The sequence below is a fragment of the Mesorhizobium sp. M0802 genome, assembly GCF_040320115.1.
GTDB lineage: Bacteria > Pseudomonadota > Alphaproteobacteria > Rhizobiales > Rhizobiaceae > Mesorhizobium.
The window spans coordinates 71722-87148 of the sequence record NZ_JAMYOY010000003.1; the positions used below are offsets into that span (position 1 = coordinate 71722).

Sequence of the window (15427 nt, forward strand, 5' to 3'; positions counted from 1 at the left end):
TCCGGGTCTGCGCCGCCTTCGGGCCGGCGGTTTGCCTCAAGCGCGAGGCTTGAGACTTTCGCGGCCGCTGTCGATGTAAGGCGCCCAGAAATCCACCGACTCACGGATCATTGCAATAACCTGATGATCGACCGGTTCCCTCTCCCGGAAGGAAAGTTCAAGGCAGATTTCATTGTCGGTTCCGCCACCCGCCCGCACGGCGTCGAGCAGCTTCTGCGGGATGATGCGGCCATCCTTGTTGTAGGCGGCGGTGAACGGCCAGTGCCCGCCCTTGTTCATCGACGATTGCTTGATGTGGATGATCGGCGATTGCAACGGGAACGCTTTCGCCCAGGCATAGGGATCAGTGTCGTCAGGATTGGGCGAGGTCACGTCGCCATGGTCGATGTCGACCATCATCTGCATCGGGATCGGCAGCTTGGCCGCATCGACGGCGCCTTGCAATTCGACGCAGCTTTCGATCGTGTGGCCAAACTCGCGGCCGACCGACATCGGTTCCCAGAAAAGGTAGGTCAGGCCCGCCGCCTTGGCGTGCTCGGCCACTTCGCGCCAGCATTCGAGCGCGATGTCGAGAAGCGCCGCGCGCCGCTGCGGATCGTCAAAATCCTTGTAGGTGAATATGGCGAACTGCGTGCCCATGCCCGACGCGCCGAGTTCGGCGGAGATGTCGGCGAAGGTCTTGAACCAATCGACATAATAGCGGCGCACATCCGCGTCCGGATGGCCGAAATGATTGAGCCGGCCATAGGGACCGGTCATACCCGAAGTGATCCGCACGCCGGTCCGCGCCAGGGCGCTGTTGAACAGGCGAACGAACTTGGCGATCGTTGCCGCCGGCCAGCCCGGATTGACGAATTCATGCGTCAGCTGCACGTCGCGGATGCCGATGCCATAGGCAATGGCGTCGATCAGATCGTCGGGATCGGCGAAGCGATTGACCAGCGGGTTGGTGTTCAGCGAAAGCGTGAAGGCCATCAGTTCACCGCCGCCATTGTCTTTGTGCACCAGTCTTCGAATGTTTTCCGCTCGGCCGCATTGATATGCAGCCCGTGTTTGGTCCGGCGCTCGAGAACGTCGGCGGCGGTCATCGCCCATTCGGTCTCGAACAGGAAGACAGCTTCGAGCTCGTAGAAATCCGGGCCGAAACGACGGCCGAGATCCGCTTCGTCTTTGACCCCTTTCAGCAAAGCGCGTGTGCGCGTGCCGTAGCTTCGAGCATAGTGCTTCACCAGCGACGGGCTAAGCCACGAAAACTCGGCGTGCAGATCACCCAGGAACTGCTCGAAATCCGCGTTGGGCAGGTCGCCTCCCGGCAGGGGAATTTTGGCCGTCCAGGCCTTCTTCATGGTCGGAAAGAAGGGCTGTATTTTTTCGAGCGCATGTTCGGACAGTTTGCGGAAGGTGGTGATCTTGCCGCCGAACACAGAAAGCAGCGGCGCGCCACCGTTCGGGGCGTCGAGTTCGAAGATGTAGTCGCGCGTCACCGCGCTCGGGTTGTCGGCATTGTCGTCATAGAGCGGACGCACGCCCGAGAAACTGTAGACCACGTCTTGCGCGGTCAGCTGCCGCTTGAAGTAGCGATTGACCACCTTGATCAGATAATTGATCTCGCTTGCCTCGGCGGCCACTTCTTCGGGCCGACCTTCATAAGGAATGTCGGTGGTGCCGATCAGCGCCAGATCGTTCTCATACGGGTTGACGAAGATCACCCGCTTGTCGTTGTTCTGGATGAGATAGGCCTGCCGTCCCTCCCAGAATTTCGGCACGACGATATGGCTTCCTTTCACCAAGCGAACGTTGCGGGTGGAATTCTGTCCAGCGACGCGGCTGACGATGTCATTCACCCATGGCCCGGCCGCGTTGACCAACCCGCGTGCGCGGGCCCTCGTCACAGCACCCGTGCGGCCATCCTGCATGTCGATCGACCACAGGCCGCCTTCGCGCCTGGCGGCAATACAGGCCGTGCGCGTGAAGACTTTTGCGCCACGCTGACTGGCGTCGAGCGCATTGAGCAACACCAGCCGTGCATCATCGACCCAGCAGTCCGAATATTCGAAGCCTCGTTTGAATTCATCCTTGATCGGCGCTCCTTCCGGCGCGGTTCTCAAATTCAGCGTCCTCGTTCCCGGCAGGCGCTTGCGGCCGCCAAGATGGTCGTAGAGAAACAGCCCGAGCCGGACCAGCCATGCCGGCCTGTCTTCGGGGCTGTGCGGCAGCACGAAGCGCATCGGCCAGATGATGTGCGGCGCCGCCTCAAGCAGCACCTCGCGCTCGATCAGCGCCTCGCGCACCAGCCGGAACTCGTAGTACTCGAGATAGCGCAGGCCCCCATGCACCAGCTTGCCGGAACGCGAGCTGGTGCCTTGCGCCAGATCGTCCTTCTCGCACAGGATGACCGACAGCCCGCGACCCGCGGCATCGCGCGCTATACCGGCGCCGTTGACGCCACCGCCGATCACGAAGAGATCGACAATATCCGTTGTATCGCTCAAGACTTAGCTCCTGTGCGGTGCGCCATCGATTTCCACACCGGATGCAGCGCCTGACGCGCCGCGACAAAGGACGGAAACAGCGCATCGTAGGTTTGCGAAAGCGCCTCGTCATAGGCGTCGCATTCGCCCAGCAGCGGCGTCACCCACTCGGCGCAGCAAACATCCATCGAGCGATAGACGCCAAGCCCGACCGCGGCCATCATCGCCGCACCCGCGGCGCCGGCTTCCTGGCGGCTGCTGGTCCTGACTTGCGCGCGGGTCGCCGCAGCGATGATACGGCGCAGCGACGGGCTGCGCGCGGCGCCGCCAGACAGGCGGATCTCGCTGGGCATGCTGCCCATCGCCTGGTAGCAATCGCGTGCCGCAAACGCCAATCCCTCGAGAACCGCGCGCGCCAGATCGCCAAAACCGTGCTTGACGGAAAGCCCGATGAAGCCGGCGCGCGCGTCTGGATCGACGAACGGTCCGCGTTCGCCGGCCAGCGAGATGTAGGGCTGATAGACCAGCGATCCGGGCTCCGATCCTTCGACCCAGGCATCGAGCGCTTTCAGCAATTCGTCGCGCGAAGGTTTTACACCGCTGGCGGTCAGCACGTCGCGCGCCAGTCCAAGCAGCCAGTCGATGTTGAGCGTCGCCGCCATATTGGATTGCAGTTGCGCATAGGCGCCGGGAACCGGCATGGCGATCGTGTAGCCTGATGCGTTGTCGTTGAGGACGACATCGTCGGGAGTGCGCGCCAGGCGCGTGTGGATGCCGGTCGAGCCGATGACCGTGCAGCCGACATTACCGCTTGGATCATAGAGGCCGGCGCCAAGCGCGGTGCTGACCATGTCGACGTAGCCCAGCACCACCGGCGTGCCCGCAAGCAGGCCGGTCTCGCCTGCTGCCGACACAGAAAGCGGATGATGATCGGTCGTGCCTTCGAGCATGGGCGGCAACAGGCGGCGGTGCGACGTCAGATCCAGAATGTCGAGCACCTCGTCGGAATAGCTGCGCGAGCGAAAATCGCCGAAGGTGAAGGTGCCTTCCGAAGGATCTGTGGCGCGCTCGCCGGTCATCTTGAAATAGAGCCAGTCCTTGCAGTGAAAGGCAGTGGCGGCGCGCTCCAGAATTTCCGGGCTGTTCCTCTTCAGCCAGCTGAGCTGAGCTCCCTGCTGGCAGGCGTTGAGCCCGGTGCCGGTGATCTCGAACCGCGTGCGATCCCGGGGATCGCCGCGCATCTCGTCCACCAGATGGCCGGCGCGGGCATCGAGCCAGAGCCACGCGCGCCCGACCGGCATGCCGTCGCCATCGATCAGCCAGGTGCCGTCGCCCTGCCCGGTGATCGCGACAGAAGCGGCTCGCCGCGCGAGGTCGGGAATTTTCGTCGCCAGATCGCGAACCGTCAGCGCCATGTCGCGCCAGGTTTGATCAAGGTCCTGCTCGGCGCCGCCGCCTTGCAGCGTGACGAAGCTGTTGCTCACCGACGCCATGGCAAGCTGCCGCCCCGACAGATCGAAAGCGACCGATTTGATCACGGACGTTCCCGCGTCGATCCCGATCAGCAGGTCTTTCATGCCGCAAGTTCCGGATGTTTATGAAGGCAATTCACAAGGAGCAGTCTTTGTTGTCTCGAACCCATGGAAGAGCCAGGGAGTGTCCGCGAAGGACACCCCCTGAGCAGGTTTTACTCCGACAGCACGAAGGGTGCGGTGTACTTGTCCACATTGTCCTTGGTGATGAGAAGGCAATCGAACAGCTGCTTCTCGCTGGTGGCGCCGGTAGCGCCCGACTTGATGAACGAGTCGGCCTGCTGCACAGCCTTCGCCGAGAAGATGGCCACCGGCTGAAGCACGGTGTACTGCAGTTCGCCGGACTTGATCGCCGCAACCGCATCCGGGGAGCCGTCGAAGCCGCCGACCTTGATGCCGGCGAGCTTGCCGGCTTCCTTCAGTGCCGCAACCGCACCAAGCGCCATTTCATCGTTGCCGCTGATCACGGCGATGATGTCGGGATTGGCCTGCAACATGCTCTGCATCTTGTCGTGGCCCTGGGTGCGATCCCAGTTGGCGACCTGCGAAGCAGCCTTTTCGAGATCCGGATACTGGCTCAGCACGGTCGCGTAGCCGTTCGAGCGCGTGGCCGCGTTGTTGTCCGACGGGGCGCCGAGCAGTTCGACATATTTGCCCTTTTCACCGACCGCCTGCACCCACTGCTGGGCGCCGAGGGCTGCACCCTGCGCGTTGTTGGAGACGAGCTGTCCCTTGGCAAGGCCTTCCTGGTTGATCTCGGCATTGACGAGGAAAACCGGGATGTTGGCGGCAATCGCCTTCTTCACCGCGCCGACCGAACCATCGGCATTGGCCGGGTCGAGGATGATCGCCACCGACTTGTTGGTGATGGCGGTATCGATCAGATTGCTTTCCGTATTGGTATCCCCCTTATGGGCAGCGACATTCGCCGTATAGCCAAGCTTTTCGGCTTCGGCCTTGGCGACGTTGCCTTCGGTCAGCCAGTAGGGGTTGGCCGGATCGTTGACGATGATCGAGATCAGGCCTGCGGCCGATGCGGCTGCGCTAAACCCGACCACCATCGCGGCGGCAAGCAAACTTCTAAGCACGATTTTCATGTACATTCCTCCAATGATTTACGCGGTCTTGCTGCCAGTCAGCTGGCAGTCTTCCCTTGGGCAGGATTGGCCGGTTCGGCCTTCCCCCGTTTCTGAGAAGTCGGTTGGCCGCCCGGCGAAGCTGGAAGCTTGCTACGGCGGCGATACTGAACGGCATTGAGGAGCACGGCGAGCACGATGACGGCGCCGGTGAACACTGTCTGCCAGTAGGATGAGATGCCGATGATCACCAGACCGTCGGACAGGAAGCCGATGACGAAGGCCCCGAGCAGAGTGCCACGAATATTGCCGCGGCCGCCAGTCAGTGCGGCGCCGCCGATAACGACGGCGGCGATGGCCGTCAATTCGTAGGTGGTGCCCGCGGTCGGCCCGGCCGAGGTCAACTGCGAGGACAGGATCAGGCCGGCAATGGCGGCACAGATGCCTGAAAGCACATAGACCGAAATCTGCACGGTCTTGACCGGAACGCCGGACAGTTCGGCGGCGCGCTCATTGCCGCCCGAGGCGTAGAGCCAGCGCCCGAACGCGGTGCGGTTCAGGACGATGCTGCCGATCAGCGCGATGACCGCCAGCACCACCACGCCGGTCGGCACGCCGAACAGACGGTTAAAGCCGAGCGCGTCGAAACCGGTGTTGCCCAACTCCGGCTTGCCGCCGAGATTGTTGTAGGTCAGGCCGCTGGTCATCAGCAGCGCCAGGCCGCGCGCCATGTACATGACGCCGAGCGTGGCGACGAAGGCCGGAACCTTGAACCGCGCGATCAGCACGCCGTTGATAAGACCGACGGCCGCACCCAGCATGCAGGCCAGCACCGCGACCACCCAGACCGGCGGGTAGAGAACGACGCCCAGCCAGGTCAGCGTCACGCCCTGCATCAGAAACCCAGCGACGACGCCGGCAAGCCCGAGCGTCGACCCCACCGACAGATCGATGCCGCCATTGAGGATGACGAGCAGCATGCCGACGGCGAGAATCCCGAAAATGGCGACATGCGAGGCCATGGTCAGGAAATTCGCCACCGAAAGGTAGTAGGGCGACAGGATCGAGAAGACGACGATGATGACGATCAGGGCAAAGAAGGCCCGGCCTTCGAGCAGCAGCTTGGCCACGTCGAAGCCCTCGCCGCCCGCATTGGGGCTGGACTGTTTGCTGGCCTGGCTGACATCGCTCATGGGTCGGGGCTCCGAAATTCTATGGTCAGGCGACCACGGCTTCGCCGGAGGCGGCCATGATCTGCTCTTTGGTGGCGTTGGCGCCGAATTCGGCTGAAATCTTGCCGCGCCGCATCACGACGATGCGGTGGGCGATGCTGAGGCACTCATTGACCTCCGAGGTCGAGAAGACGACCGCCAGGCCTTGCGCGGCGCGCTCGCTGAGCAAGCGAAAGACTTCGGCCTTGGCGCCGACATCGATGCCGCGGCTCGGCTCGTCGAGAAGGATGACCTTGGGATCTGTCGTCAGCATCTTGCCGATGACGACCTTCTGCTGGTTGCCGCCCGACAGCGATCCGATCATGGCATTGCCGCCCGCGGTCTTGATGGTCACCTTGCGGATCGAATTGTCGATCAGTGCGCGCTCCCTCGGCCGGGAGAGGAAGAGCCCCTTGGCGAATGCCTCGATACTGGCAAGCGACAGATTGCGGCCGACGGTCATGGTCTGAACCAGGCCATCGCGCTGGCGATCCTCGGGGACCAGAACCAGACCTCGGGCGATGCGCTGGGCAATGGTCAGCCCCGAAACGTCCTCACCCTCCAGCAGCGCCCGCCCGCCCGCCATGGGCACACGGCCGGCGACGGCCTCCAGCAATTCCGTGCGGCCCGCGCCCATCAGCCCATAGATGCAGACGATCTCGCCCGCTTTGACATCCAGCGACAGATGATCGACGACGTAGCCTGAACCCGAAGCGTCGGTGACGCTGACATCCTCGATCGACAGCGCCACCGCGCCGAACTCGTGGCCGGTCGGCGGCGAGCCGAGATCGAAATTCTCGCCCACCATGTTGCGGACGATCCATTCGAGGTCGATGTCCTTGGCCTCGGCCGTCGCCGTGATCGCCCCGTCACGCAGCACGACGGCGTAGTCGGTGATCTGCAGCGCCTCTTCGAGGTGATGCGAGATGTAGACGATGGAGACGCCGCGGCTGGTCAGATCGCGGATCACCTTGAACAGCACTTCGACCTCCGTGGCGCTCAGCGCGGAGGTCGGCTCGTCCATGATCAGGATGCGGGAATCGACTGACAGCGCGCGTGCGATCTCGACGATCTGCTGCTGCCCCAGGCGCAGGTCCTCGACCAGGGTCATCGGATCAATGTCCTCTTCGAGGTCGGCCATCAGCGCCCGCGCCTGGCGCGCCTCCTCGGCGAAGTCGAGGCCGGTTCTGGTGCGCAGTTCGCGGCCCATGAAGATGTTGTCGCGAACGCTCAGATTCGGCGCCAGGCTGAGCTCCTGGTGGATGATCGAAATGCCGCGATCGCGCGCGTCCGAAGACGAGGCAAAGCTGACGAGATTGCCGTCGAGCACGATGTCGCCGGATGTCGGCGTCACCACGCCGGACAGGATCTTCATCAGCGTCGATTTGCCGGCGCCATTCTCTCCGAACAGGGTGGTGACCTTGCCGCGATGGATGTCGAAGTTGACGCCCTTGAGCGCGTGGACGCCGCCATACGACATGACGACATTGCGCGCCGAAAGCACGGCATCGCCAGTCGCGGGTTCTGTGCCGGCAGCCATTGTCATTTGACGTCCAGCCTCACCGGTGTGACCAGCCAGCTCTTCGGATTGACCAGCTTGAAGACGCCGACCACCGCTATTGTCTTGCCGCTCAAGGCACTGGTATCGACTTTCGCCAGCACCTCCTTCTTCATCTCGTTGTTCAGCGCCGAGCCGGCGTCCTGATACTCGATCTGGTTGGTGAACTGACCAAAGGTGATCTTGCCGGTGGCGTCGCGAAGCTCGGTTCCGTTGATCGCCGGCCCAGTCTGCACGCGGACCGTCAAAGTGTCGGGCAAACCGCCGACGGCGACCTTGTAGATGCCCGATTTTCCCTCGCCGACGACGCCGGTGAACTTGACCGAGATGACCGGTCCGACACCCGCCGGCACGCCATATTCCTTTTCGGCCGTCGCCCTGTCCTTGGCGATCGCCGTCGCCACCGTCGCGGCGTCGGCGGCACGCGCTTCGACATCGGCTTGCACCTTGGGGAATTCAGATTTGCCGTAGTCGGCTGCCGAAAACACGGCGTTGCGAACATCGCCGGCAGAGCCGATCTTGATCACCTTGGTGTCGAGCGCCATGGCGCCGAGCAGAACCAGAGCCGCGGCGCCGGCAAGCACCCGGCGCAGGCCGGGCGAAGCTTGCCGGGCGGTGGCCTTCGCGCTCATGATGCAACCACCAGCGGTGCGGATTGTCCGTTGTCACGCATTCGAAGTTCCTCCGTTCACGCGGCGCTTCGCGGCCCCGGCTGCATCGTCGAGCTCGACCAGGGCGCGGGCCGTGCATTCGTCGGTGATCAGGCCGCTGAGATAACGGCTTTCGAGTACTGCCTTGATGGCGCGCACCTTCACCTTGCCGCCGGCAACGGCAACGATCCTGCGGCCCTTCAACTGATCGCGCGGAAGCGCCAGTATTCTTTCCGACAGGGCCGTTTCGACCGGACGCCCCTTGTCGTCGAAGAAATGCGCCAGCAATTCACCGACGCCGCCGTCCCGCTTGACCTCATCGATTTCGGAAGGCTCGATCATGCCGGTGGCGACCAGCGACGCCTCCCGCTCGGCCGTGCCTATTCCGACGAACATCAGGTCGGACCGGCTGGCGAGAGCGAACACATCGCTGATGCCGCGTTGGCCAAGCAGCACTTCACGGTCCTCGGCGGTATTGGCGACAAAAGGCACCGGCATGACAAAGGCCTGCGCGCCTGTCCGCTCTGCCAGGCGATGCATGACGTCGTGCGGGTTGGCGGCGAATTTGCGCGTCACGCCGCCAAGCAGCGAGACGAAACGGATGTGAGCAGCAGTTGCCCGCGTCAGATATTCGACGCTGGCGGCAAGCGTGCGGCCATGGCCGACGCCGATCAGCATGTCTTCGCCGCGATCGATTTCGCGCTTCAGGAACTGGGCGCCTGCAATGCCCAGCCCCTTCAGCGGCAGGTCGTCCTGATCGAGATCGGGAACCACCTCGCAATAGTGGAGCCCATAGGCGGCGATCAGGCGCTGTTCCAGGTCGACGCATTCGGCGACGTCGCCGTCGATGAAGACCCTGACCAGACCTTCCTGGTTGGCCTTGGTGATCAGCCTATGCGCCTTGAGGCTGGTCAGGCCAAGCCGCTTGGCCACCTGGGCCTGGGTCAGACCACCGGCATAGTGCAGCCAGGCCGCGCGCGTGGCGAGGCTGGATTCATGATCGCGGTTTGCGCTTCCGCCGGAATTCAAGCCATCCCCTCCCCAGGGTGATAATATTATCTTTGTGTGCAAAAATTTTCATACCTTTGCACCGCTGTCAATCCCTCCGCAGATGGTTGCCTCAGCCGACGTTCGGCAGCCAACGCGAGCCTATTAGAAGGTAAGCATATAATATGACCATACGGTACTGTTAACTTAACGTCAATTTGTGTTACCGATCCAGTGACGGCATGAGCCCGTAGGCGCCGGCAAATCCCAATCCGGGTGCAAAATGGGAAGGTTGATGCACACGGCGGAACAAGGGCAAATCGATCGGATTGCCTCAGGAAAAGCTAGGCGTCGGCGATCAAGCGATCAGTCCAGCCGCATCAGGTTCCTGCCCTCGAGCTCGACAACAGCGGCTTCGACCTCCCGCGTGAGGCGCTCGGTGCTCCACCCCAACGCCCGCCCGGCGATCGCGGCAATCTCCTGCAGGTCGCGGCTCGTCAGCGAGCCGCCTATCGCCATCGTGCTGCGGCGCATGACGACATCGGCCAGATGTTCGACGAACTCGTTGCGCGCGATGTAGTCGATTTCCGCCTTGCCGTAGCCGCCGGAGTCCGGCAGGCAACCCTCATCATCCGACCCGTGCCTGGCGATCTCAACGGCTCTGGTCCCGTAGCGCGACAGCAATTGATCAAGGCGCCCTTCCCCGGCGCCCGTTGCCTGCTGTGCCTCAGCCAGCCAGTCCGCGCGCGCGGCGGCATTGGCCGGAAAATCCCGCCCACCGCCGATCGGCATCGACTGAGTCGACATCTTGCGGCTGCGCTGCAAGCGCTTGAGTACGGTATCAGTGACTTCCTCGGCAAAGCCGCGGAACGTCGTCCATTTGCCGCCGACCAGCGAAATGACTGCAAAGGGCCTGTTGCCGTCCGGCTCGGCAACGGGCGCCGAATGATCGCGGCTGATCAGTCCGGGCGTCGCTGCTTCAGACGTCGGCAGCGGCCGGATGCCGCTATAGGCGTAGACGATCTGGTCGTGCTCGAACGCCATGCCCGGCAAAAGCGTTCCCACGCTGTCGAGCAGATAGTCGACTTCTTCGGGTTCGCAGCGCACCGCGTCGGGATTGTCGGCTTTGATGTCGGTCGAACCGACCAGCGCCAGGCCGAGATAGTCGTAGACCAGGCAGATGCGGCCGTCATCGGCCTCGAAATAGAGCATGCGCCCATTTAGGCTTTTGACCAGTTCGTCATGCTTTAACAGGATATGCGAGCCCTTGGTGCCGCCGATCATCTTCGATGGAGCACCAAGCAACGCATTGACGTCGTCGATCCACGGACCGCCGGCGTTCACCACCAGCTTCGGCCGCACCGAAAAGGCCGCGCCGTTTTCCGGCTGGAAGGTGAGCACGCCATTGGCTGAAGCCGCCAGTGTCGTGTAGTTGGCACCGGCAGACGCCGCGTGAGCCTGCAAGCCGTCGAGGATCAGTTCCAGCACCAGCCTTTCCGGGTGACTTATCTTGGCGTCGTAGTAGGTCCCGGTGGCGACGATCGCCGGATTGAGCGCCGGCATCTCGCCAAGCGCCTGCCGCCGCGCGACCATGCGGTGGCGCGGCATGACCTGGTTTCGCGAACCATAGAAGTCGTAGATCATCAGCCCGATCTTGATCAGTATGGCGCCGCGGCTGCGCGGCGCGCTGGTCGAGCCGAACAGAGTCCGCAACGCCGCCAGCATGCCCTTGCCCCACGAGAAGATCGGGATGACGGTCGGCAGCGGGCTGACATAGTGCGGCGCGTTTTGCAGAAGCAGATTGCGTTCGAGCGTCGACTGCGCCACCAGCCCGAACTCGCCGGTCTCGAGATATTTCAGGCCGCCGTGGATGAGCCGCGACGGCGCGGCACTGGTGCCCGAGCCGAAATCCGCCTTGTCGACGATCAGGCAGTTGACACCTTGCGCGCACAGATCGCGAAACAACCCTGCCCCGTTGATGCCGGCGCCAAGAATGACGACGTCGACCTCGCCGGTCGCAGCCATAGCTGCGAGACGTCCGGCGCGATTGTCCGCCCCTGCTCCGTCTGTTCGGCTCATGGCGCTTTCGTCTTGACGATGCGCAGTTTCACGCCGGCCCGCTCGAGGCTCTGCGCCTGCGCATCGCCGAGGCCCTCGGTCACCAGCACGGCGTCGAAACTGGTCAAATCGTCGAAGACATGCAGCGCGATCCGGTCGAATTTTGCGTGGTCGACCAAAAGGATGCGCTTCACGGAGGCGGTCATCATCGCCTGCTTGACCCGCACGACATTCGGATCCTGGATGAAAGCCGTGGTTCCGGTGACGGCCGAAGCCGAACAGATCAGCACATTGGCGCGCAATTGCGCCACGGCGTTCTCGCAGACGATGCCGATATAGGCATTGTAGGTGCCGTGATACTGGCCGCCGAGACAGATGAAGTCGAGGTCGTCGACATTGATCAGCAACGCAGCCGTCGACACGCTGTTGGTGACAACCGTCAGCGGCTTGACGTCGAGCAGCAGCGTCGCAACCGCGTTTGCCGTCGATGAATCGTCCAGCATCACCACCTGGCCGGCCTCGATATAATCCAGTGCTGCCCGCGCCAGCGCATCCTTCTCGGCTCGGTTGACCGTCACCCGGTAGCGGAAGGCGCTCTCATAGAGACCGGACGGCTGAACCGTCACGGCACCATGCAGCTTGCGCAGCACGCCCTGCTGCGCCAGCCGGTCGATGTGCCGGTGGATGGTCATGCGCGATACGCCGAAATGCTCGACCAGATCGTCGATGCGCACCTGGCCCAGCTTGATCACATAATCGGCGATCTCTTCGCGTCGTTCGTCGGCCTTGATCATGCGTCTCCCCTTGGCCGCGCCAGCCTTTCGATGTCCGGCCAATGCGACTTCAGCTGCTCGGCTATGCGGCAGTAGAGCGAAAACCGCTCATTGAACACAGCACTGGAGGCGGGCACCGGTTGATACGTCCGCTCCGTCATCCCAACCTGCCTTGCCCCCTCTTGCGGCGTCTTGAACAAGCCGACCGCGGCACCCGCGCAAAGCGCGGCACCGAAGGCCGCGGTCTCATCCGTCGAGGTGACGGTGACCGGGGCGTTCAGCACGTCGGCAAACATCTGCACGAAGGCAGGATTACGCGAGCCGCCACCGGTCAGGCGGATCTCGCTGACCGCAAAGCCGTCGCGCAAGGCCTCGACATGGGTGCGGTGATTGAAGGCGATGCCTTCCAGAACCGCCTTCAGCATGTCGCCGCGATTGTGCCAGCCATGCAGGCCGATAAAGCTGCCGCTGGCGATGTCGCCATAGGGCGAGCCGAACAGATAGGGATGAAACAGGATGGTCGAAGGCTTCTTCAACGCCGCGTCGATCTCTCCCGCCAGCAATTCGTGGATGGAACCGCCATCCGTCCTGTTCTGCTCCAAGCGACAGAAGGTGTCGAGAAACCAGTCGTAGTTCGCGGTCGAGGCCGGCGAGATCGACATGTTGTTCCAACGGCCCGCATCGATGGCGTTGCGGCAGAACCAACGTCGGTCGACGCGCGGTTGCGAAGAGACGACTTCGTTGATGGAATAGGTGCCGGCGACGATGGCGAGCACGCCCTCCTCATGGCCGCCCATGCCAAGCGCCGAGGCGGCCACGTCGTGCAGGCCGCAGGCGACCGGTGTTCCCTTGGGAAGGCCGGTCTTTTCGGCGGCATCGGCGGTGACTTGACCGGCGATGTCAGCCGAATGCGCCACCGGCGGCAGCGCGTCGAACAGATCCTCCAACCCGAAGATGCGCAGCGCTTCAGGCGCATAGGCTTGCGTGCGAAAATCCGTGAATGAGGTGCTGGCCTCCGTGCGGTCGGTCCCGATCGTGCCGCTCAGGCAAAAGCGCAGCCAGTCCTTGCAGGCCAGCACATGGCCGATGCGGCCATAGCGATCAGGATCGCTCTGCTTGAGCCATGCCAGCAGCGCCGACGGCGCCGAAACATGCGGCGTCTGGCCTGTCGTCGCCAGCGCATCGGTGAAAACGGTACCGGCGAACCACCTGTCGACAATGTCGCCGGCGCGGCTGTCGAGCGACAGGATGCCTGGTCCCAAAGGCTGACGATCATGATCGAGCAGATAGAGACCATCGCCATGCGCGGTCGCCGCCACCGCCTTGATGTCTTCCGCCGGCCTGCCGGAGAGCGCGATCGCCTCCTTGATGGCGTCGGCGGTTGCTTGCCACAGGCCTGACATGTCGCGCTCCACCCAGCGCGCGTGGGGCATCGATTGCGGCACCCGGCGACGCGCCACGGACAATTGCGTGCCGTCGGCATCGAAGATGACCGCCTTGGTGACCGTGAGGCCGTTATCGATTCCGAGCAGGCTGGGCATGATCACCGCCTCTTTCAGCAACTGGCGATTGCTACAGGGCGATCCTGCAGTCTGATGCAAGGGCGAAACACATGGCGACAACCCCGATTGAGCAAGGGGGACAAACGGCAAAAGCACCTCGCCGCAACAAAGAACTCATATCTTTATGTGAATTTAACGTCAACATACGCGACAAAAAGGCTTCGGCGCCAGGGAGCCACGGATGGATCTCGCGGTTGCCGGAGCGACGCGTTGTCAGCTGCTAAGGCCGTCGCGGATGGCGCTGAAATAGCGGTCGGTTCCAACCTGCCCGCCCTTGAGCGCCACCTCCAGCCCATCGATCGCCTCAATACGCGAGTGAGCGACGCAAAGCGGCGAGCCCGGCGACGCCGGCAACGGCATCCGCACGGTCAGCGCATCGACGCCCATCTGGCCGAGCGCGTGGCTCGACGTATCGCCGCCGGCAACGACCACGCGCTGCAACTTCTGCTCGATGGTCAGCGCGCGAAGCAGTTCGCCGAGGCCCCGCCCGAGCTTGTGGCGGGCGCCTTCCTGGCGGTCGATTTCGCCCCCCCTATCGGCCGCGGGTCCAAGGGCCGTGTAGAGAACGACGCTGCGCCCGGCTTCCAGACTGGCGCGACCGGCTGCCGTCGCGCGTGCGATCGCATCTCCGGAAGCTGCGGAGATCAGTTCGACGGGATCGACCTCGATGCCATCGAAGCCGTCGGTCAAAGCGTGCCGGATCTGTCGTTCGGTCGTCGGCGAACAACTGCCCGAGACGACCGCGATCCGGTCGGCAGCACCCGGCGGTGAAAATTTTGGTTCAGCTCTGACCGTCCCATTCGACACCCATTCGGCCAGCAACGCATATTCGATTCCGGACGAACCGACGACGAACGAACCGCCCGGCTTGCGAGCGCGCCATATCTCCTTGCCGGCAAGCGCCTGCGTCTCGAGGCTGTCGACATCGACAAGTACGATGTCGGTGCCCTCAGCGAGCAAGCGGTCGAAGGCTTCCGAGCGCGACACCGACTGCAACGTCGCGAGATCGACCAGCCCCGATGTGAGCTCCGTCTGCCGCGACAGATGGATCAGCAGGTCGGATTCATCCATCGGCGTCGTCGGGTGGCGGCTCATCACCGGATGGCGGTCGATGCGGAAATACTTTTCACGATAGGCCGCGAACAAATGTCCAAAGGCGGTGTAACGCTTGAGCTGCGGCGCCCCAACCAGCAGCGGCACGCTGTCCTGAGCGAAAACCGAGCGGCCGATCTCGATGGCGCGACCGATGCTGCCGATCGTCGGACTGGAATCGAAGGTCGAGCAGACCTTGTAGTGACAGATCGCGGCATTCAGCGTCTTCAGCCAAGCGAAGGCATCGCTCAGATGCGTGTCCATCCATTGTGGCGTCTCGCTGCGGCTGGTGCCGGCCAGGCCAACGGCTCGGCAATGTGCGAACTGCGCAAGCATGGCCGCGTCCGGCTGGCGCATGAACAGCACGGTCGGCACGCCGCCGAGTTCGAGCGCTTCCATGACGTCGGTCGAACCGGTGAGGTCATCGCCATAATAGCTGAGAAGCAGATCTTGCATC

The 15427-nt window shown here is 63.2% G+C and carries 12 protein-coding genes; all 12 read right to left on the reverse strand.

Annotated features, from left to right (window positions below; all coding sequences use genetic code 11):
• Positions 1 to 36: 36 nt before the first annotated feature.
• The 12 genes from NKI10_RS06295 to NKI10_RS06350 all read right to left on the reverse strand — a co-directional run bounded on the left by NKI10_RS06295 (position 37) and on the right by NKI10_RS06350 (position 15426).
• Entirely contained in the window at positions 37 to 975 is a 939-nt protein-coding gene (locus NKI10_RS06295; protein WP_023753375.1) for a sugar phosphate isomerase/epimerase family protein, read from the reverse strand.
• Positions 975 to 2492, reverse strand: coding sequence for a glycerol-3-phosphate dehydrogenase (locus tag NKI10_RS06300; RefSeq protein ID WP_023739038.1), 1518 nt, complete (start codon positions 2490 to 2492; stop codon positions 975 to 977). Before NKI10_RS06300 ends, NKI10_RS06295 begins: the two co-directional genes overlap by 1 nt.
• On the reverse strand, positions 2489 to 4048 hold the full coding sequence (locus NKI10_RS06305) for an FGGY-family carbohydrate kinase (protein ID WP_352859179.1): 1560 nt from the start codon (positions 4046 to 4048) through the stop codon (positions 2489 to 2491). Before NKI10_RS06305 ends, NKI10_RS06300 begins: the two co-directional genes overlap by 4 nt.
• 110 nt (positions 4049 to 4158) lie before the next feature.
• Positions 4159 to 5100, reverse strand: a complete 942-nt coding sequence (locus NKI10_RS06310) for a D-ribose ABC transporter substrate-binding protein (RefSeq protein WP_081725422.1) — start codon at positions 5098 to 5100, stop codon at positions 4159 to 4161.
• 38 nt (positions 5101 to 5138) lie between these two features.
• Positions 5139 to 6272 (reverse strand): ABC transporter permease, encoded by a 1134-nt coding sequence (locus NKI10_RS06315; protein ID WP_352511733.1) that lies wholly within the window; start codon positions 6270 to 6272, stop codon positions 5139 to 5141.
• 25 nt (positions 6273 to 6297) lie between these two features.
• Complete coding sequence (locus NKI10_RS06320; RefSeq protein WP_352769418.1) at positions 6298 to 7836, reverse strand: sugar ABC transporter ATP-binding protein; 1539 nt, start codon at positions 7834 to 7836, stop codon at positions 6298 to 6300.
• Complete coding sequence (locus tag NKI10_RS06325) at positions 7833 to 8480, reverse strand: DUF2291 family protein (protein WP_502897532.1); 648 nt, start codon at positions 8478 to 8480, stop codon at positions 7833 to 7835. The genes NKI10_RS06320 and NKI10_RS06325 overlap by 4 nt, the downstream gene beginning before the upstream one ends.
• A gap of 33 nt (positions 8481 to 8513) precedes the next feature.
• Entirely contained in the window at positions 8514 to 9527 is a 1014-nt protein-coding gene (locus tag NKI10_RS06330) for a sugar-binding transcriptional regulator (protein ID WP_352769421.1), read from the reverse strand.
• Between the two features lie 324 nt (positions 9528 to 9851).
• Positions 9852 to 11510 carry a glycerol-3-phosphate dehydrogenase/oxidase gene (locus NKI10_RS06335; protein WP_352859440.1) on the reverse strand — a complete coding sequence of 553 codons (1659 nt, stop codon included), beginning with the start codon at positions 11508 to 11510 and terminating at the stop codon, positions 9852 to 9854.
• A 50-nt stretch (positions 11511 to 11560) separates the two neighbouring features.
• Positions 11561 to 12337: a DeoR/GlpR family DNA-binding transcription regulator gene (locus NKI10_RS06340; protein ID WP_352769424.1), complete on the reverse strand. Its 777-nt coding sequence runs from the start codon at positions 12335 to 12337 to the stop codon at positions 11561 to 11563.
• Positions 12334 to 13857, reverse strand: a complete 1524-nt coding sequence (locus NKI10_RS06345; RefSeq protein ID WP_352859182.1) for an FGGY-family carbohydrate kinase — start codon at positions 13855 to 13857, stop codon at positions 12334 to 12336. The genes NKI10_RS06340 and NKI10_RS06345 overlap by 4 nt, the downstream gene beginning before the upstream one ends.
• A gap of 234 nt (positions 13858 to 14091) precedes the next feature.
• The gene (locus NKI10_RS06350; protein WP_352625941.1) at positions 14092 to 15426 is read right to left on the reverse strand and encodes a four-carbon acid sugar kinase family protein; all 1335 of its coding nucleotides are present in this window, start codon (positions 15424 to 15426) and stop codon (positions 14092 to 14094) included.
• Between the last annotated feature and the right edge of the window lies 1 nt (position 15427).